Annotated in this window: 20 protein-coding genes; 10 read left to right on the forward strand and 10 right to left on the reverse strand. The window is 35.6% G+C overall.

Features of this window, described 5'->3' with window-relative positions:
- Positions 1–406 (forward strand): ATP-binding cassette domain-containing protein (locus Q0M21_RS08005; RefSeq protein ID WP_295336781.1); only part of this gene is annotated, 406 nt, incomplete at its 5' end.
- 4 nt (positions 407–410) lie between these two features.
- Positions 411–1,697, forward strand: a complete 1,287-nt coding sequence (locus Q0M21_RS08010; RefSeq protein WP_295336783.1) for an HlyD family secretion protein — start codon at positions 411–413, stop codon at positions 1,695–1,697.
- A gap of 880 nt (positions 1,698–2,577) precedes the next feature.
- On the opposite strand, the gene Q0M21_RS08015 is transcribed toward Q0M21_RS08010, so the two are convergent.
- Both Q0M21_RS08015 and Q0M21_RS08020 read right to left on the reverse strand, forming a co-directional pair.
- Positions 2,578–3,135, reverse strand: coding sequence for a DUF6705 family protein (locus Q0M21_RS08015; protein ID WP_295336786.1), 558 nt, complete (start codon positions 3,133–3,135; stop codon positions 2,578–2,580).
- A gap of 6 nt (positions 3,136–3,141) precedes the next feature.
- Entirely contained in the window at positions 3,142–4,698 is a 1,557-nt protein-coding gene (locus Q0M21_RS08020) for a hypothetical protein (RefSeq protein ID WP_295336789.1), read from the reverse strand.
- A gap of 1,196 nt (positions 4,699–5,894) precedes the next feature.
- On the opposite strand from Q0M21_RS08020, the gene Q0M21_RS08025 reads away from it, so the two are divergent.
- Both Q0M21_RS08025 and Q0M21_RS08030 read left to right on the forward strand, forming a co-directional pair.
- Complete coding sequence (locus Q0M21_RS08025; protein WP_295336791.1) at positions 5,895–6,317, forward strand: hypothetical protein; 423 nt, start codon at positions 5,895–5,897, stop codon at positions 6,315–6,317.
- A gap of 43 nt (positions 6,318–6,360) precedes the next feature.
- Positions 6,361–7,218, forward strand: a complete 858-nt coding sequence (locus tag Q0M21_RS08030; RefSeq protein ID WP_295336793.1) for an energy transducer TonB — start codon at positions 6,361–6,363, stop codon at positions 7,216–7,218.
- 82 nt (positions 7,219–7,300) lie between these two features.
- Here Q0M21_RS08030 and Q0M21_RS08035 read toward each other — a convergent pair whose 3' ends face one another.
- Genes Q0M21_RS08035 through Q0M21_RS08055 form a run of 5 tightly spaced genes read right to left on the reverse strand, consistent with a single transcriptional unit; the run spans position 7,301 to position 9,363 of the window.
- Positions 7,301–7,477 carry a hypothetical protein gene (locus Q0M21_RS08035; RefSeq protein ID WP_295336795.1) on the reverse strand — a complete coding sequence of 59 codons (177 nt, stop codon included), beginning with the start codon at positions 7,475–7,477 and terminating at the stop codon, positions 7,301–7,303.
- A 7-nt stretch (positions 7,478–7,484) separates the two neighbouring features.
- Entirely contained in the window at positions 7,485–7,700 is a 216-nt protein-coding gene (locus Q0M21_RS08040; RefSeq protein ID WP_295336798.1) for a hypothetical protein, read from the reverse strand.
- Between the two features lie 13 nt (positions 7,701–7,713).
- Positions 7,714–8,154 carry a hypothetical protein gene (locus Q0M21_RS08045; protein WP_295336800.1) on the reverse strand — a complete coding sequence of 147 codons (441 nt, stop codon included), beginning with the start codon at positions 8,152–8,154 and terminating at the stop codon, positions 7,714–7,716.
- Positions 8,155–8,166: 12 nt separating this feature from the next.
- Positions 8,167–8,562, reverse strand: coding sequence for a DUF5675 family protein (locus Q0M21_RS08050; RefSeq protein WP_295336803.1), 396 nt, complete (start codon positions 8,560–8,562; stop codon positions 8,167–8,169).
- Positions 8,563–8,604: 42 nt separating this feature from the next.
- Complete coding sequence (locus Q0M21_RS08055; protein WP_295336805.1) at positions 8,605–9,363, reverse strand: hypothetical protein; 759 nt, start codon at positions 9,361–9,363, stop codon at positions 8,605–8,607.
- Between the two features lie 919 nt (positions 9,364–10,282).
- Between Q0M21_RS08055 and Q0M21_RS08060 the strand changes: the two genes are divergently transcribed.
- A complete protein-coding gene (locus Q0M21_RS08060) occupies positions 10,283–10,804 on the forward strand; it encodes a hypothetical protein (protein WP_295336807.1) in 522 nt (173 codons plus the stop codon).
- Positions 10,805–10,878: 74 nt separating this feature from the next.
- On the opposite strand, the gene Q0M21_RS08065 is transcribed toward Q0M21_RS08060, so the two are convergent.
- A complete protein-coding gene (locus Q0M21_RS08065) occupies positions 10,879–11,577 on the reverse strand; it encodes an SIMPL domain-containing protein (RefSeq protein WP_295336810.1) in 699 nt (232 codons plus the stop codon).
- A 50-nt stretch (positions 11,578–11,627) separates the two neighbouring features.
- Complete coding sequence (locus Q0M21_RS08070) at positions 11,628–12,257, reverse strand: rhomboid family intramembrane serine protease (RefSeq protein ID WP_295336813.1); 630 nt, start codon at positions 12,255–12,257, stop codon at positions 11,628–11,630.
- A gap of 124 nt (positions 12,258–12,381) precedes the next feature.
- Between Q0M21_RS08070 and Q0M21_RS08075 the strand changes: the two genes are divergently transcribed.
- Positions 12,382–13,254, forward strand: coding sequence for a lysophospholipid acyltransferase family protein (locus Q0M21_RS08075; RefSeq protein WP_295336815.1), 873 nt, complete (start codon positions 12,382–12,384; stop codon positions 13,252–13,254).
- Positions 13,255–13,276: 22 nt separating this feature from the next.
- On the opposite strand, the gene Q0M21_RS08080 is transcribed toward Q0M21_RS08075, so the two are convergent.
- A complete protein-coding gene (locus tag Q0M21_RS08080; RefSeq protein ID WP_295336817.1) occupies positions 13,277–14,764 on the reverse strand; it encodes an aminotransferase class V-fold PLP-dependent enzyme in 1,488 nt (495 codons plus the stop codon).
- A gap of 250 nt (positions 14,765–15,014) precedes the next feature.
- On the opposite strand from Q0M21_RS08080, the gene Q0M21_RS08085 reads away from it, so the two are divergent.
- The 4 genes from Q0M21_RS08085 (at position 15,015) to Q0M21_RS08100 (ending at position 18,734) form a co-directional block, all read left to right on the forward strand.
- Positions 15,015–15,464, forward strand: coding sequence for a hypothetical protein (locus Q0M21_RS08085; protein ID WP_295336820.1), 450 nt, complete (start codon positions 15,015–15,017; stop codon positions 15,462–15,464).
- 62 nt (positions 15,465–15,526) lie between these two features.
- Positions 15,527–17,248 carry an ATP-binding protein gene (locus tag Q0M21_RS08090; protein WP_295336821.1) on the forward strand — a complete coding sequence of 574 codons (1,722 nt, stop codon included), beginning with the start codon at positions 15,527–15,529 and terminating at the stop codon, positions 17,246–17,248.
- Positions 17,245–17,859, forward strand: a complete 615-nt coding sequence (locus Q0M21_RS08095; RefSeq protein ID WP_295336823.1) for a response regulator transcription factor — start codon at positions 17,245–17,247, stop codon at positions 17,857–17,859. The genes Q0M21_RS08090 and Q0M21_RS08095 overlap by 4 nt, the downstream gene beginning before the upstream one ends.
- Positions 17,860–18,167: 308 nt before the next feature.
- On the forward strand, positions 18,168–18,734 hold the full coding sequence (locus tag Q0M21_RS08100) for a hypothetical protein (protein ID WP_295336826.1): 567 nt from the start codon (positions 18,168–18,170) through the stop codon (positions 18,732–18,734).
- The last annotated feature ends 48 nt before the right edge of the window (positions 18,735–18,782 follow it).

Below are 18,782 nucleotides of genomic sequence, written 5' to 3' on the forward strand. Positions count from 1 at the left end.
GGTTTACGCATCAGATGTTGCAAACATAAAGGAGTTTATAGAAGAATATCCTCTTAGCTATAATACTAAAATTGGAATGGAAGGCGTTGGGATGAGCGCAGGGCAAAAACAAAGATTATTGATTGCAAGAGCTGTTTATAAAAACCCAGACATGCTATTCTTTGACGAAGCTACTTCAGCCCTTGATGCCAACAATGAAAAAGAAATAATGGAAAAGTTAAATATCTTTTTTAAAAATAAAACTGTTGTAGTTATTGCTCATCGATTAAGCACTGTTATGAATGCAGATCAAATCGTAGTTTTGGAAAAGGGAAAAATTGTTGAAGTTGGTAGTCATCAAGAATTAGTAAAACTAAAAGGAAGTTATTTTAAACTGGTAAAAAATCAATTACAATTAGGAAATTAATACTATGGTAGATAAGAACACCTCTTTTGAATTAAGAAGTGAAGAAGTACAAGAAATACTTACTCGTGTTCCCAGTCGTTTAATAAGATGGGGTTCAACAGTAATTTTAAGTATTTTACTAATACTATTCCTTGTTTCTTGGCTGGTAAAGTATCCAGATTTGATATCAACACAAATAGTCATAACAACTAATACTCCTCCTGAAAAAATAATCGCTAAAACTTCTGGAAAGATCGAGGCAATACTTGTAGCTGATAAAAGACAAATTCATAAGAATACGGCTATTGCGATCATAGAGAATACGGCTAATTATAAAGATGTTTTTTTACTTAAAAGCATAACTGACACAATAAATCTTCAAAATGGTCTTTTCCCATTTGCCTTACTGAACTCTGCACAATTAGGTGAAGTTGAAAGTGCTTATGCTTTTTTTCAGAAAGAGTACTCTGTAAACGACTTAAACAAAAAACTAAGGCCTTACAAAATTGAAAAAGATGCGCAAAGCATAGAAGCCATTCAGCTCCGCGAGCGACTAAATTTATTGGAATCTCAAAAGATTATTAATCAAGGGGAATTGGAATTACAGAAAAGTGATTTAGATCGCTTTGAAACAATTTACAAGAAAGGAATAATATCAACTCAGGATGTTGAAAAAAAACGATTAGAATACCTACAAGCTCAAAAAAATTATAAAAGTATACTTAATAGCATTTCATCTTTGATGTCTTCAATAAACGACTTAAACCGCAATACAAAGTCAACAAGGTTAAGTGAAAGCAAAGAAAATATAAATTTGGAGAGAAATTTAATTCAAGCATTCTATGGCTTAAAAAAGGCAATTAAGGATTGGGAATTAAATTATGTTTTGCAATCTTCAATTGATGGCAAAGTGTCTTTTCTGCAACTTTGGGCTGAAAATCAATCAGTATCTGCTGGTGATTACGTTTTTACAATTATTCCAGTTATTGAAAATGGTTTTATAGGTAAAGCGAAGGCACCAGCACAAAACTCAGGAAAAATTAAGATTGGTCAGATTGTAAACATTAGATTGTCAAATTACCCGGATAGAGAATTTGGAGTAGTAAAGGGCAATATAAAAGCGATTTCATTAACACCTGATAAAGATGGCAATTTATTAATTGATGTTTCTTTACCAAATGGTCTGCAAACTTCATATAAAAAGCAAATAAGTTTTCAGCAGGAAATGATCGGGAAAGCTGATATTATTACAGAGGACTTGCGATTATTAGAGCGATTATTATATCAGTTTAGGGATATTTTTACAAGATGAGTTCCTTGATTAGTTAATGCAAAATTCCAACGCTCCTAAAAAAATTGCCGTCACAGTTTTTGTCTCCACTCCTGCAAAAGGCACATTGCCCTTCGAGCAAAGAGCCTTTCCCTTGCCCTCACAAAAACACTTACACTTCGTGACTTGCGCCGGCAATTTTTTTCTCCCAAGCTTCTTTACATAATGTGGCGTTATGGTTCATATAGTAATCCCCTGCATCTCAATAACCATTATCATGAAACCATAACAACATTATGTAAAAAAGCCGCGCACTCTCTGCTGAATACAACCAATGGCGGTGGCTCCAGGGCAACTTTTTTAAAACTTCCTCGCACCTGCCTGTTTTAAAAAAAACACCCTTCACCACCGCCTACGAGAACGTATACCTTTTCAGTAGAAATAGTTCGGTTATCCCACTTCCTTAGCATCACTCTGCAACCTGTCTTTATCAACTAACCGCACAAATCGGTAGTATATGCATTGCTTTTATAAGTGCCTTCCCATTTTCATCACCACTAAACTGCGAAACACTTCATCCTGTATACTGACCACTATTCTTGGCACCTATAAAACCAAAAAAACAGCAAGAGTATCATTTTTCATTTGCCTCCACTAACCAATAAATTGCCTTCACAAATAGCCAATACCACTACTCCACTAAACCTCTTTTTCTGAATACTGCACACTGCCTCCTAATTACTACTTCAAGGCATCGGCTATTCATAAAAGCAATCAGAAATACTCAAATCAGCAAATAAAAAATGATACCCTTAGCTGCGCAACTGCCCCATCGCACTAGGAATTAAAATATGTAAATAAAAAGCCTCCTTGGAAGGAGGCTTGTATTTGTAGCATTAGAATATCTAAACCTTTGCCGCTTTTATTGCTTTATCAACAACATTGTTATGGGTATTCTAAAAGGAATATTTCCATTTTGATTGAGGGAGCATTCTACATTCCAAACTAATTTTTCCACACCTCCTTCATTTAGATATTCCATAATTAGTCGGCCACTTGGATTATTTCTTATAGATGTATTGTCAATGATTGGCTCACTGAACAACATTTTCATTTTGTTCTGATTTAAAAGAATAGAACCACTTATATAGCCAATATCGCCTTCATACGTCTCGTATACAACTTCGTCATTTACAGTATATCTAAAATAACTCCACAATTCGTCAGTAAAACTTATATTTCCTTGATCTCTTTGTTCTATTTTATAAAACGTAATTTCAAAAACTTTAACGGGAGTTGACGAAGATTGATATCTCCAGGTGCCAATAAATTTATTGAAAACACCATTTACATCTTTATAATAAACTTTAGGAGTTTCAAATGCGTTATGTTGAGATGCCTCTTCAACCGGCACGATATTTTCTTGTGAATAACTAATCAATGTTATCAAAAAGACTAATGTTGTGATTATTTTTTTCATGATTTTTTATTTTACTATCCAGTTAATAATATTTCCTTCACTGTCATAAACTGCTTGAAACAATATCAAACCAATGTGATGACCATTAATTAAATAAGTGCTTAAAAAGTTACTAAAATGTTCTACATAACAGCTATTGCTTTCTCCAGTACATGGTGTTAAGACTTGCTTTTCAAAGTCTTTTTGAAAATCTGCCCTTACTTGTAGATCATTACCGAGTACCGCATTTGTATCAATAAGGTCATCTTTGTTTCCTACTCTCATTGCAAAAGTCCCTTCTTGACTGACAAGAATTGTCGTCAAATCAGGATCATTACCAAGCTCCCCAAATTGTTCACATGTCTTATCTATATCACCATCCGAAAACATAGGAACCAAATCTTTTGTTACAATATTTGGCAACCCTTGGTCTGTTTGACCTTCTACAACTTGAGCCTGATTCTGATGCATGTGAACTACAACTTTAGTGCCAACAGCTATTTGATCTCCAAAATCGTAATGCACTTGTTGAGCACCTCTCCATTGAGGTAATCTTATGATGTAGTTTGTACCGTTTTTTATAAAATGTGCACCATCTTCAGTAAAATCTGTCGCCAATCTAGATTTCAAATCATCTAGTTTCTGTTTGATTAAAGATGGTGTACCATCAGACTTATTTTTTGTGAGTGCATTTAAGGCTTTTATGTGCCTTTGGTAATCAATAAGCGGTGCTGTCACTACTGTATTTCCATCCCAATAAGATAGAACGGGATCAGTTGTATTTATAGGATCATCTGGAATAGTCCCGGAATCAGTACCTCCACCGGTACCAGTACCTCCGCCTCCACCGGTGCCTCCTCCATCGCCAGAACTTGGTGGTCCAATCCAGTCACCCCAGCCGCCACCCCACCAGCCACTCCCAGTCCATCCGCCGCCGCCCGAGTCGCCACCTCCATCGCCATCACCACCACCTGAGCCGCCGCCATCTGGACACTCAACTTGTACTGCAAATGTGAGTGATGCCGTTACCTGCCCCTGTTCATTCCAAGAAACAGGAATACTTACTATTTCCCAGCAAGGTTCTTCATCAGTTTCATTCAGCAACTTAACAAAACTGGTCTTTTCTGATACATCGACATATTCGTTATTCTCTATTTTCTCCTTTTCTTCGTCAGTTAATGTATAGCCAGCAATGTAAGCCTTGATTTGATCATCATTTAAAGTAAAGACAAGATTTTCAGTCTTCTCGGTTGGTGTATCTCTATAAATTGGAAATGTATAAGATTTATAATCTCCTTTGCTGAGATAAAGAATTCTTTCTGTGTCAACATAAAAATTGTACCTCGAGTTGTACAGAAGCTTTGAGGACTTTGCCGCATCAATATTTCGTTGAACTTCTTCGAGAGCTGACAAGGCTTCTCCTCTGTCATGGCTTTTAAATTCGTTAAAGGAAATATAACGCGAGACTATTTTAGATTGTTCATTGTTATCATTTTCAAATATATCATCGTTCGCGCAACTGGTCAAAAAAATGGCTAGGATAATTGCAAGGCTCCTTACAAAGTGTTTTAATTCGTTTTTCATACTTTTGCTTTGTTAAATTAAACTTTTGTTGTAAATCGTTTTATAGACTGTGAGAGTCATTACTAATTCTTGTGGTTTTCTCTTTTTTGTTTAGTTATTACATGACTTGTCTTTTAACATTAAAACTGATTTTGCATTTTTTTTGTGCAAAAATTTCTGGACTACGATAAAATTATATTAATAAGAAAAGGTCGCTTTAAAAACGTTACGGCTACTTTAAAACAATGTTGAATTCATCTAAGTAAACAAATTCAACTTTTAAAACTATGAGTGGTATTTTAGTTTTATGAGACACCAAATTAGTAAATAATTTGTTTTAAAAAAAATATTTTATAGGTAATTTACGCACACAAACTATTAATTAAGTGCTTGTTACCAAAATATTCTGTATACATCTTCTTGTTTTGAAGTGATGTTAGCTATTGTATGTTCTGTTATTGGCTTAGGATTTTGGTTTAATTTCCTAATAGTTAAGCCAATTACAGCACCCACAAACCCACAGGAGCCAACAACAGTAACTCTTTTTATTTACCCGCTACCTCTGATAAATTACTTCGCAGTTAGCAGATGTTAAACCTTTAAGTTCATAATACTTCGGGGTAGATTACAAATGTAAAGACCTGCCCCAATCTGGTATCAACAAAAAAAGCAATCACAAACTACCCAATAAGCAAATAAAAAATGATACCCTTACCAGGACAACCGCCAAAAAATAGGAAGTATTGGCATTGCTTTTATAAGTGCCTTCCAGTTTAATTTTCAACCCAGCTGCTGTACACTGCCATCTGAATACTGAACACTATCTCTGGCACCAATAAAACCAAACAAGAAAAGAGTATAAAATCCGTGCCGGTATTTTATACCCTTTCCCAAACCCTATCGTATTGTTACCACAAAAATGCATAAAACATCAATCTACTAAAATTGGTCAAAATAAAAATGAAAAAAAAGAGAGCAAATCTATGTTGCAGGTATTCAAAAAAGCAAGTTCAAGCCCTTTGGGTTTTGGCTAAAATCTCCACCCTGCGGGTAGTATTTTATCCAAAAAACTGGCTTTTTTGAAACCTTACACAAGGTCAAACGGCTTTCTTTTTTTTCCTTTTTTCTTTTGAAAAATTTGTGTGTGGGGCAGGGTGCTAACCCAGTACGACCGCTTAACAAAGGAACAGGAAGAAGTTAACTTTAATTCCGAAGCCATGACCGATTTTATCATCAAAACCCACAAAGCAGGAAATACCTATTCAAAACCCCATTTATTCATCCTTAACAAAGGACTAAACAGCGGAAAACCCCAAAAAGAGCCGTTTACAAACAGCTTTGTTATCATCTTCCATAAAGAAGAAGATTGCGACAACTTCTATTTTATTGCCTACAGCTTATGGCAAACAAAATTCTGGCACCAATTCCTTATCGGCTCAGTTATCCCTTTCCTAAGAATTCAAGATTTCAAAAACGAATTCACTCCACGAGCCAAAACCATGATGGAAGAACACGAACAACATCTGAAAAATGTGGCAGCTTTAAAACTTCTGGAGCAAAAAGAAAAGCAGTTTCATGAAAACATTAACCTTATTAATGAAATGAGAAGAGTAATTATCTATAGATATTGCAAACAATGATAATTATACTATTTTATATATATTTGATTAATAAATAAATAATATGAGAAATAGTATAATTTTCATTTTTATAGCTTTCATTTCTTCTAACATTTCATCTGCACAATTTATTTGCAGAATTTCGCCTATTACTAAAAAGGTCGGCGATGAAATTACAATAGAAAAAAGAAATCCAAAAGATGCTGCAATAGTTGGAGATTACAGGGCTGAAGGTAATGGATGGATTCTTTTACCTGACCATACTGGTGCTTTATTTGTAGAAAATATACAAGTAAACGAACTTCTTTGGGTTTTAGGTGATATTGATGGCGATTTAGGCATTGAGATAACAACACTAAAAGACGAATTAAGTGCGGACAATAAACTACAATCTGAACGGCAGCTTAAATTTCTAGTTAATATAAAATCCTCAACAGAGCTTGAGTTTCTAAATCCATTAATACCACAGACACTAAAGTTACATCGAACAATATTAATACCTGGAAAAGTTTACAGTAAAATAAAATCTACCGATATGCAGTACGTGCCTCGTGAAAATGTTTTACCAGTTTCCGAAGCAAATGACACACCAAAAGAAAATCCAATTGCAATAGAAGATCAAATTTACAATACATCAGGAGTTGACATAAAACCTGAATTTGAAGGTGGTATGGAAAAATTTTATAAGTTCATAGGACAAAACTTCAAAGTGCCAGATGAAGAAGATTTACGAGGTAAAATCTTTGTTTCTTTTGTAGTAGAGAAAGATGGTTCGCTTGGTGATATAAAAGTCATTAGAGACATTGGCTATGGAACCGGTAATGAAGCGATAAGAGTTTTAAAAATTTGTCCTAAATGGAAACCGGGTGAACTTAATGGGAAAAAAGTTCGAGTATTATATTCTATGCCAATAAATATTTAAGCAATGATTAATAAAAAAAGCCTGGTCTTACGACTAGGCTTTCATCTTGTTCAACCCAAAGGTCACCACAACTAAGGTTAAACTATTTCTTGTGCTTCTTTAAAACTCTCTTTAGGATTAACGACAACACAAAACTAACTATCGCGCCTAAACCGGCTAAAATAACTGTTTTTAAAACATCTGTTGAGTTAATATTAGGCAATACACTTAAAAAAGTACCGCCAACCGTACCTACAAAAGTTGAATTATTTGTTGACATGTCCTTTTTATTGAGGTTGCTCCTCTTTTACAGTGAGTTGGCTAACTGCTGAGAGTACTCCCCCGGCTACCATTACATACCCACCAATAGTAACTATTACAGTAGGCAAAGCTACAGGGGCTGTCAAAATGGTACCTCCAACAGCAGCCAAAACCAATCCGATATTACGAAGCACTTTAAAAAATCTCGGAGTGGGTGCAGTTATTCTCTTTTTAATAGTCATGATCTCAGAACAATTAGGTGGAAAACAAAAGACCTCTTATCGACACTTCAAACTGAAAATCAGTTAAATGAATCGTCAAATCAACCCGAGGTAAATCCATAACCCGTGATTCCCATTCATTTACCAATGAAGTTGGTAACGAATCAAACAATATAGGTTGAGGAGTCGACTTTCCTCCAACAGCTATTAACGACGCATCCGGAATCTTGTGATTCAATCGTATAACACTATTCATCAAACTACCGAGTATGAAACTTTCATTGCCATTTGCTGATGAAATACCATCAGCGTCATGCAATGTATAACTAAAGTCCGGCCAAGGAGACCTGCTACCGCCAATAGGACTGATTATAACTTTCGGTGGTATGGCCTGTGCCACAATGGTTGAACTGCTTAAGGCAGTAAACAATAGAAACATAAATAGTTTCAAACTTTTATAAAAATTGGTTTTCATGATTTTAAAAATTTAAGATTTGATAATGATTAAAACTCGTTGCTTTTCATCCAAAGCATCATAAACTAACGTTTTGAGCTTTGCAAAAGCTTTTCGGGATTGTAATCCCAATCCGGCTCCCGATACTTTGGTTACCGGTGCAACACAGCCATTAAGTTCTTTAAGGGCATTGTTAGCAGGGTGAAACAGTATAAAACTTCTGTTTTTTACTTTGTATACCTCCAAATGCCACTTAAACTTTTTGCTGTATCGTTTTCTGATAAAATATTTCCCCTCTGGTATACAGGAAACCTTCGTTTCGTTGTTCTTCCAAGGCAATTCGATTGTGTTACAAATCAACTTACCCTCGCATTCGAGTTTACCATTAGTCCCTTTGGGGAAATAAGTCCTGGTCAATACTAATTGCATTACTAAACCGCGCTTATGTTAAATTGATCATATTGAGGTCAATTAAACACCGCTGTCTACCTTTGCAATTGATAAAGGGTTGAAAGCACCATTTTTTAGAGCATACATTTGACCGTTTGTCTCTTGGTAAAATTCAATACCCAATGCCAAAAACAAAGGCTTGGTAGAGTTTGCTGACACAGCATTAGTCTGACTGATAGCGGCCGTTGGTGTAGCATCCCAAGGTAGAATTGCAGTTTCAGATGTTGACACTACATAAGTTTCTGCCTCAAAATCAACTTCAGCACCACCGGAAATGATTTTAAAATGCGTAGTCCCACTTGGTGCAGCAATCATGTTCAAAGGAACAAATGAAGCAATATCAACAGTTATCTCTCCGGCAGCCCTGTCAATTGCAGCTACAAATGGGGCATACAAACTAGTCCCAAGTTTTCCACGAATGTTAAACTCAAAACCAAATAACAATTCAGCTTCACCGTCAATAACGTTTCGTAACCCTCTTTCACTAACAGTATCAGCTTGAATAACCTTTACCATGGTTTGAGTAAGCCTACTGACCATTCTACTGTCTGCAGAATTAATCAACAATGGTCTTAAGGCAGTTCGCAAAAGCTTCCCAGCCTTCCCTGCCCTGCCAAATTCAGAACCATTCTCACGTGTCCTTTGAAACGCTGGGTCACTTGCAATTCTACTGGCATCAATTCCTCCTTTCTCGCGTGCCAAATGCCCATCCTGCGTTTTGTAAAAGGTAATATCCCCGATAGTCCCTTTTAATTTAATTATGCCTTTCTGTCTAGCCATAATCTTTACAATTTTGATTAATACTCATTTTCAAATTCACTTTCATTTCGATAATCGTTGCAACTAAATCTCGAATGATTTGAACAAAGTTTCAGTCATTCAATTTGAATATCCTAACACCCAAGTAAAGAGCCGTAAATAATCACCAAAAACCACCAAAAATCACACTTGTGATTTCTCTTAAATTCCATAGTTTTGTATTAATGTTATAGGTATAACATAGTCATACCAAAGGCATGGATAAAGTATCAATTAGTCAAATGGGAGCAAGCAATGGAAGAATCTGCATGTACCCGAAAGACGTTCAGCGCATAATGGGAAAAGAATACACTCAAGCAAGATTGTATTTAATCAAGATAAAAAGACACCTAAAAAAAGAAGACCATCAATACGTTTCAGTTGAGGAATTCTCAAAATACACAGGTCTACCAATAGAGGAAGTATTGCGTTGTATGTTGTAGGGCAAAATCAATAGATTTAGATCTAAAGGCAAACTGAGAAGTATTCAAACTAGTTCAACAACATGTACAGAAAACAGTACAATTTAACACCTACAATTTGGTCAAATCATTACTAATCATTAAATTTACATCATAAGATTTGATGATTTTTGCAGTACAGATGCAAAATCGAGACCTTAGTTTTTAGGTTTTTATAAACCGCATAGATAAAGGGATTAGCAAGATGGTTCGAATCCTGCTCTCCCCACAAATAAATCAATAATAAAAAAGCACCAAGTTCACTTGAGTGCTTTTTTTTTATACATTTTCAGAGCGTAGCGCTGAAGGATGTTGCGAAGCAAAATTCTCTTCTCTCAACAAATAAATCAACTTTAACATTTTTCAACCTATCGGACTAGTTAATTTTTATTGGTAGTCTCATCAAAAAAAGTATCTTTGGTTTTCTAAAAGAACTTGTTATGAAATCAAATATTATTTTAGGTACAGTAATGAGCTTTGCATTATTGGCCGTTTCTTGTAAAAAAGAAGAAGAAAGTACTACATCCACTGATGCTAAACCAAAAGAAATCATCATGCCAAGAGTACAACCGATTCCGGCCCAAAGCACTCAGCCTGTCATACAAAATATGCCGACACAAGGTCAGCAACCTGTCACTACAAACCAAGCCGTTACCACAACACAAACTCCTGTAGCTACCAAACCCGGAATGAATCCGCCACACGGACAGCCCGGACATCGTTGTGATATTGCTGTAGGGGCACCGTTGAATTCTCCAAAAACAACGAAACCTGCCGCCACCGGAGCTGGAACTGCCATTGTACAACAGGTAAATCCGACTGCTACAAGCCAACCGGCTGCTGCACCGGCAATCTTATCACCAAACAGTGAACAAACTACTACTGCGCCCGGAATGAATCCGCCGCACGGACAACCCGGACATCAATGTGGTATAGCAGTTGGCGCTCCGTTACCGAAATAATTCCAAATTACAGCCATAAAAAAAATCCCGTTTTTGACAAACGGGATTTTTTTATTATAAAACTTAGGATGGTCCTATTCCAAAGCAAAAGTTACGTTAACTGTGGTGCTGATTTCAATTTCGCCAATTGCCAAAGTCTCTCTGCTGGTATCAGCTTCTGCAGCCATAGCCATCATATTGCCTTTATACATGGGTTGCGGAAAATAAACATTAGAAGTATCCGTAATTAAAAGTGCTTTACCAACCTTCTGTCCTAAAACAGTAACATAATCATTAGCCTTTTGTTTAGCATTTAACATGGCCTTTTTGCGCGCTTCTCTCTCGTGGTCTTCCATCTTAGAAGATTTGAATTCTACACCTTGAATGCTGTTGATTCCGGCATCATTCAATCCCATCATAATATCATCATACTTTGACAATTCTTTCAAGAGTATTGTCAAAGTTTGATTGGCTTGAAAGTTGTATTTCTTTTTCTCGTAATCGTAGCTCTTCCCTAAACTTACATTATTCGTTTTATAATCCGTGGCAGGAATTCCGCTTTTCTTTAAAAACTTAATCACTTTATCTACCACTTCATCGTTTAAAGATTTTACCTCTTTGGCATCTTTACCTGTATTTTGAAAGCCGACCGTAATGACTACCTGATCGGGAACTACTTTGATTTTTCCTTCGCCACTAACGGATATCTGTGGCACTACCGCTTTTTGTTCTTGTACCTGTGCTTGGGTAATACCCATTACCAATAAAGCCAAGATTACTGCTGTTTTTTTCATGATAGGATTGATTTAAAATTATAAACTGAGGTTTTCAAAAGTTATGCCACTTATAGCTTTCCTAGTTTGGCCATTACGAAAAGAATTACAATTGGAACGGCTAACACAATCACTAACAGGGTGTTTTCACTCAGTAAAATTGGTTCTTTAAGCAATGTAATGGCATATCCGCCGATGGCACCACCAAAATGGGCTGTATGTCCGATGTTATCATTTTTAGCTCTCATGCCATAAATGGAATACAAAAGATAAAGTACACCGAAAACATAGCCAGGAATAAAGCCGTAAATCTGCATTTGAGGATACAATAAAATCGCGGAGTAAATGATGCCGGTTACGGCTCCGGAGGCTCCAACAGCACTGTAACTGTAATTATTGCCGTGGATGACCATAGTTAGTAAATTTCCAAAAATTAAACTCCCGAAATATATCAGCAAAAAAGACCAACCACCCAAAAAACTACTCACAATAGGCGCAAATGAATACAACGTAATCATGTTGAAGGCCAAATGAATTTCATCAGCATGTAAAAAGCCTGAACTAATCATTCTGACTTGCTCACCTGCCCTGATACTGCCTACATGAAAAAGGTATTTTCTGTAAAAAAGGGAATCATTAAATCCTTTAAAACTGATCAGTACATTGGCTATGATTAAACCCCATAAAAATTGGTCGCCCATATGTATTTCTTTCTTTAATTGGTTTGTTTACCTGAGGTGTAAAAATAACAATACTTCTTGAGGTTTTAGAAATACGCACCGGATAAAATGACATTAAATGTTATATTTGCGTAAATTGAGTTTCATGCAACTACTAGTCTTCCTGCTACTGTATCCCATTATAATGTTGATTTCCTTTTTACCATTTAGGGTATTATATCTTTTTTCGGATATGGTATATGGTTTGGTCTACTATATTATTGGTTACCGAAAAAAAACAGTCCGTCATAATCTGGCGAACGCCTTACCGCATCTTAGCGAGAAAGAACGATTAATCATTGAAAAAAAATCCTATCGCCATTTATGTGACATGTTTTTAGAGATGGTAAAAACGATGTCAATTTCCGAAAAAGAAATGGACAAGCGTTTCAAGTTTACCAATTTGGATACCTTAACGGCCATGGAAAAAGAAGGCAAAAGCATAGCTGTAATGATGGCGCATTATGCCAGTTATGAATGGGCTATTTCGTTGAACAAGTACAGTTCTTTAACCAGTTATGCTATCTACAAAAAAATAGCCAATAAGTACTTTGACAAGTTAGTAAAAGACATCCGACTCAAATTTAAAGCCGTATTAATTACTACACGGGAAACCATTCCTACTGTAGAAAAAAATCATCGTGAAAAACGCCTCGGTCTTTATGGCTTTGCCAGTGACCAATCACCACAATTGAGCAAAACCCATCATTGGGGTACTTTTATGGGTATCGAAACACCGGTTCATACCGGGGCAGAAATGTTGGTGAAACGATTTGACATGAATGTGATTTTTATGAAAGTAAAAAAGGTAAAACGCGGCTATTACGAAGCAACTTTCGAAACCCTGTTTGACCATCCCACTGAAGTTCCGAATTATGAAATTTCAGATGAGTTTTTACGCAGAGTTGAAAGACAAATCCTCGAAGCGCCGGAATATTATTTGTGGACGCACAAACGTTGGAAACATAAGAAAAAGTAGTTCCCTCCTATGACCGTTAAAATTACTTTTTAGCAAACCAAGTTTTGACCAATTCCTTAACGAACAATTTGTCGTCTTTATGAATAAACTCATTGGTTTTAGGGTTGTAATGATACTCTCTTCCCCATTCCTGGTGATTTTCAGCCAAAGCTTTGATGCTGTCACAAACCCATTGGATTTCCTCAGTAGTTGTTGTTGGGTGAATCGACATTCTGATCCAACCCGGTTTTTTAATCAAATCACCGGAAGTAATTCGGCAAACCAAATCGTTGGAAGTTTCTTGGTCTACATGCAATAAATAATGCCCGTAGGTACCGGCACAACTACATCCGCCACGGGTTTGAATTCCAAAGTGATCATTTAACAATTTCACTCCTAAGTTATAGTGTAAATCATCAATATAAAAAGAAATCACCCCTAACCTATTCTGATGTTGACCGGCTAAAATGTGAAGGTTGTCTACAGTACTTAATTCCGAAAAAATATAATCCACCAATTCATGCTCTCTGTCCAAAATGTTTTTTACACCCATTTCTTCCTTAAGTTGAATAGCCAAAGCCGTTTTGATTACCTGTAAAAAGCCGGGAGTCCCGCCATCTTCCCTATCCTCAATGTTATCAATATACTTATGGCCTCCCCATGGATTAGTCCAAGACACCGTTCCTCCCCCCGGACAATCCGGCACATTGTTTTTATAAAGATTCTTATTAAAAATCAATACTCCTGAAGTACCTGGTCCTCCTAAAAACTTATGAGGCGAAAAGAAAATAGCATCCAAATAACTTTCCTCATCAGGATGCATGTTAATGTTTACATAAGGTCCCGAACAAGCAAAATCTACAAAACAAACACCATTGTTTTGATGCATCAACTTAGCTACTTCGTGATACGGCGTTTGGATACCGGTTACATTGGAACAAGAGGTTATTGAAGCAATTTTGAAACTTCTATCCCGATATTTTTCTAACAGCAATTTAAACTCATTCATGCACAACAATCCATCTTCATTGGCAGGAATAACAACTACATCGGCTATGGTTTCCAACCATGAGGTTTGATTGGAATGGTGTTCCATGTGAGAAATAAACACTATTGGTTTCACTTCCTCAGGAATATTGGTAAACGCTTTAAGGTTTTCCGGAATTCTCAAGCCCAGTATTCGTTGAAACTTATTGACTACTCCGGTCATTCCGGTACCGTCATTAATTAAAACGTCATTTTCGTTAGCATTAACATGCTTTTTAATGATATGACGGGCTTCATGATATGCCATAGTCATGGCCGTACCTGAAACTGTTGTTTCCGTATGTGTATTGGCAACAAATGGGCCAAACTCATTCATCAACTTTTCTTCAATAGGTCGGTACAACCTTCCGCTGGCCGTCCAATCGGTATAAATGATTTTTTTGATGCCGAAAGGCGATTCAAATTCTTGTTCAATTCCGATGATATTTTTTCGAAACTGCTGAAAGTATTGCTCTAAAGCAGTTTGTGTTTTGGTTGTAATCATAATACTCCGATTTGTGTTCAAAGATACATTGTTTTTAATTTTTGCTGCAAAAAATTGTACTTGTAGAATAATTTTAAAAAGAGCAAATCATAAAAATATTGTCCGTTATCAAATCGCTTAAGTCAAATCAATTTCACACATTTGTCTTACTTTTACCCTAAAAAAAGATTCAAAATTCCCTACACATAGGGATTTTTTTTTACAAAATAAATTCTCATCTTTGACCTAAAACCACATAACCTATTTCAAAATGAAAGTTTACGAATCAGAAGGAAAATATAGTGTTAACAAACAGAGCTTCAATTTGACCATTCAAACAACAAAAATTACCCCTGATGAATTTTATATCAGCACTTTTTATAACATCTGTAATGAAAAAAGATTTGCTATAGTCGGTATATTACAAACCAAAGAAGGTAATACAACAGATTTTAGCAATTATCCGCCTGATACGGTTTTAAATATTGAAGATTTCTCTTTTACAAACCTGGATAAAAGCTATTTAACTTCTGATGACCGAGACATTTTCAATATTCAAGAAGGAGATGAGATAACAGTATACATCCACCACGGTATAGGCTTTAATCCTGAGAAAAATGAATCGGATAATCAATACATCGAAAATTACAAAAAAGGAGTTTATGTGCACCTAGAAGCCGGATCACCTCCGGGATGTAAGGGTGATGGTAGTTTAAATTAGAGTTAAAATTGAGAGCTAGTTTAACCAATATATTTTTATTCACGTTGATATTTTTCAACAGCTTGACTGTTTTTTCACAAGACCAACAGTTATTGAAACTTGAAGCTGAATTTGATAAAATCGATTATAATACCCGTTTGAATAAATTAAAGGGTATAGATATAAGTAAATTATCGATTCAAGAAAAAGCTTTGGTTGAACATTTATATGGAAAAACGTATTATTTGTATAATTCCGGTAGTGGTGCTGTAGAACATTTTATCAAGGCCAAAAATCTATATTTAAAAGCCAAAGATTATGACAAGGCAACTGAACTTTCTTTAACCTTAGCGGAACAAAAGAGACTCTCAGAATATAAGTATGAGGAATACAAACCCTTACTCGATGAAGCTATCAAATATGCTGAAAAAAGTAATAAAGGAAATTTACTTTGTACCACATACTTGGAAGTTGGTATAAGTCTTCAGGAATCAGAACCACAGAAAGCAATAGAATTCCATGAGAAAGGTTTAAAAATTGCCCAAAGAATAAAAAATCAGATTTACGAAATTAAATTCAATAGAAATATTGGATTAACGTATTGTGAATTTTTAAAAGACTTCGAAAAAGCACTCTATTATCAAAATCTGTCTCTGGAGCAAAGTAAAAAATTAAATTATACTGAAGGAATTGCCTATGCTTATGTTAACTTAGCCTCAATAGCCCGGAAAAAAGGGGAATTTGATAAAGCAATTAATTACTATAGTATTGTTGAAAATTTAAAGTTTGACAATTACAGGACAAATTTCAACATTATTCTTAACCAATTTATCTCAGATACGTATCGACAGATGAAGGACTTTGAGAAAGCTATTGAGTACTTAGACAAAAAAAAAGAACTTGAAGAAATTGTAAGTAAAAGAGATGAAGAAAAATACATCCGAGACATTAATACCAAATACGAAACCCGAGAAAAAGAACTAGAAAACCAAGAATTAAAACTGAAAGACGAGAAAAACAAATTGGTTATTTATAGTTTCATTGGGGTTTTTCTAATCTTCTTGGCAGGCGCTTATTTCAGAATCAGTCATATCAATAAAAAGAAAAAAATTGCCGAGCAAGAACGACTTATCCAAAGTCAAAAATTAGAGAACGTACTTAAAGACCAAGAGTTAAAAGAGATTGATAAAATTTTGGAAGGGCAAGAAAAAGAGCGTCTCAAAATTGCCAATGATTTACATGATAATTTAGGCAGTATTTTAGCCACTTTAAAACTAAATTTCCAAAATCTGTATTCTCAAAAAAACAATAACGAAAACGGACAAGAGCTCTACAACAAAACCAATGAATTAATCGAAGAAGCCTATCAAAAAGTTCGCGGCATGGCACACGCCAAAAACGCTGGGGTAATTGGTAGCGAAGGATTGGTTCCTGCCGTTCAAAACATTGCCAAAAAAATTGCCATTCCGGGAAAACTTAAAGTACAAGTAATTCCGTTCGGGATGAGCAAAAGATTTGAAAATGCCATGGAAGTCAGCTTGTTTCGAATGATTCAAGAAATCTTAACCAATGCTATCAAACATGCCGAAGCGACCGAAATCACCATCAGCTTAACTCAGGATGAAGACAGCATCAATATCATTATTGAGGACAACGGCAAAGGGTTTAATCTTAAAAATATTGCCAAAAAAGAAGGAATGGGCTTGAACAATATTACCAAAAAAGTAGAACAACTCAACGGAACCTTCAATATCGACAGTTTTGAAGGCAAAGGCACAACCATTTTAATAGATATTCCATTATGATAACAGTAATCATAGCCGAGGACCATCAAGCACTCATCGATGGGATGAAATCCTTTCTCAAAAACGAAGATGACATACAAATCGTAGGACATGCTAACGACGGATTGACTTTAATTGAAAGTGCCCTAAAACTCAAACCCAACGTTATCATTACTGATATCAGAATGCCCAAATGCGATGGTATTGTAGCAACAAAAACCATCAAAACAGAATTACCCGAAACCAAAGTTATCGCTTTCAGCATGTTTGATCATGACGATGCCATTTCCCAAATGAAAGAAGCCGGTGCTTCGGGGTATATTATGAAAAACTCATCGCTTCAAACTGTACTTGAAGCCATAAGAGCAGTAAGTCAGGGTTCCACCTATTTTATTAATGAAGCGGAAAACGAATATGATACTCCAAAAAACGAATTATTTTTCAGCTCCCGTGAAAAAGAAATTTTACAACTCATAGCCGAAGGAAAATCTTCTCAGGAAATTGCCGAAAAACTCTTTATTGAAAAATCTACCGTCGATTCTCATCGAAAAAACATGTCAAAAAAAATCAAAGCGATAGGCAAAAACGACTTGACAAAGTTTGCTCTGGAGCGAAAATACGACTATTTGTAAGATTATTACCTTTGAATAAGCTATAAAAATCCCCATTAATGGGGATTTCTTTTATGGTTTAGTTTTCCGATTTTTATACTATCTGAAACTGGTTAAATTAAGTTTTGGTTAGTTAATAAAAAACCTGCCCTTGTAATTGAAAAATTTTTAGTGGTATTTGATCTTTCGAATAAGGGCAGGTTTATCTAAAATTATTTTACAAAAAATAACATAACGGTTTGTGTGGTCATTTCCAAAACGGTTACCATTCATCAGACATTGATTAACAATTATCTAAAGCATAGTAGTTTTTCATAAAGATTCAACATATGAAGATTAGACTTGAAATCAATCAGCTTACCATAGAACGTCCAAAAAAACGTTGGAGGATATATTTTGTTGTAGTAGCTGAACATCCTACAGATCCCGATAAAATGGTCTTAACTACTCTGCCAAACAACCCCATTAAAGTATCTCCAAACCAAGACAACACCATTCATTTTGACGATGAAAGTCCGGGAAGCGAAGGCTTATTACTCCTCAAGAGAACAATGCCTCCGTCCAAAGAACTCAATGTACATTTTTATGTTCGCCACTCACGATCGAGTATCAGAAGTGCCGCTAATGCTTTACATGATATCGCAGCCGAACTGGGAATGGATGCGCTGGGACCGATAGAAAATATCTTGGACACCAATATTCCTTGGTTGGAAGTAACCAAAAAATCGTTACCCCACATAGGAAAAGCCTTGGCGCGAATACCCGATAGAGATTTGGGTTTCATTTCAATGTTTGAAAGATTTGGAGAAGAGTTCTCTTCTGATGGCGAAGTGGATCGAAAAAAAACAGGTGCTTACTGTAATATCGTTTACAGTTGGGCCATTGATGTCAAATAAAACATAACTGCCAATAAATAAACAATTAAAACCAGTGAATTATGTGTT

It is taken from the genome of Flavobacterium sp., from assembly GCF_024710485.1.
Classification (GTDB): domain Bacteria; phylum Bacteroidota; class Bacteroidia; order Flavobacteriales; family Flavobacteriaceae; genus Flavobacterium.

Bases quoted from the DNA above. Each gene is read 5' to 3' on its own strand.
- Q0M21_RS08040 (WP_295336798.1), bottom strand. From the start codon at position 7,700: ATGACTATTAAAAAGAGAATAACTGCACCCACTCCGAGATTTTTTAAA.
- Q0M21_RS08070 (WP_295336813.1), bottom strand. From the start codon at position 12,257: ATGGGCGACCAATTTTTATGGGGTTTAATCATAGCCAATGTACTGATC.
- Q0M21_RS08065 (WP_295336810.1), bottom strand. From the start codon at position 11,577: ATGAAAAAAACAGCAGTAATCTTGGCTTTATTGGTAATGGGTATTACC.
- Q0M21_RS08020 (WP_295336789.1), bottom strand. From the start codon at position 4,698: ATGAAAAACGAATTAAAACACTTTGTAAGGAGCCTTGCAATTATCCTA.
- Q0M21_RS08085 (WP_295336820.1), top strand. From the start codon at position 15,015: ATGAAAGTTTACGAATCAGAAGGAAAATATAGTGTTAACAAACAGAGC.
- Q0M21_RS08050 (WP_295336803.1), bottom strand. From the start codon at position 8,562: ATGCAATTAGTATTGACCAGGACTTATTTCCCCAAAGGGACTAATGGT.
- Q0M21_RS08035 (WP_295336795.1), bottom strand. From the start codon at position 7,477: ATGTCAACAAATAATTCAACTTTTGTAGGTACGGTTGGCGGTACTTTT.
- Q0M21_RS08095 (WP_295336823.1), top strand. From the start codon at position 17,245: ATGATAACAGTAATCATAGCCGAGGACCATCAAGCACTCATCGATGGG.
- Q0M21_RS08015 (WP_295336786.1), bottom strand. From the start codon at position 3,135: ATGAAAAAAATAATCACAACATTAGTCTTTTTGATAACATTGATTAGT.
- Q0M21_RS08045 (WP_295336800.1), bottom strand. From the start codon at position 8,154: ATGAAAACCAATTTTTATAAAAGTTTGAAACTATTTATGTTTCTATTG.
- Q0M21_RS08075 (WP_295336815.1), top strand. From the start codon at position 12,382: ATGCAACTACTAGTCTTCCTGCTACTGTATCCCATTATAATGTTGATT.
- Q0M21_RS08025 (WP_295336791.1), top strand. From the start codon at position 5,895: ATGACCGATTTTATCATCAAAACCCACAAAGCAGGAAATACCTATTCA.
- Q0M21_RS08030 (WP_295336793.1), top strand. From the start codon at position 6,361: ATGAGAAATAGTATAATTTTCATTTTTATAGCTTTCATTTCTTCTAAC.
- Q0M21_RS08100 (WP_295336826.1), top strand. From the start codon at position 18,168: ATGAAGATTAGACTTGAAATCAATCAGCTTACCATAGAACGTCCAAAA.
- Q0M21_RS08010 (WP_295336783.1), top strand. From the start codon at position 411: ATGGTAGATAAGAACACCTCTTTTGAATTAAGAAGTGAAGAAGTACAA.
- Q0M21_RS08080 (WP_295336817.1), bottom strand. From the start codon at position 14,764: ATGATTACAACCAAAACACAAACTGCTTTAGAGCAATACTTTCAGCAG.
- Q0M21_RS08055 (WP_295336805.1), bottom strand. From the start codon at position 9,363: ATGGCTAGACAGAAAGGCATAATTAAATTAAAAGGGACTATCGGGGAT.
- Q0M21_RS08060 (WP_295336807.1), top strand. From the start codon at position 10,283: ATGAAATCAAATATTATTTTAGGTACAGTAATGAGCTTTGCATTATTG.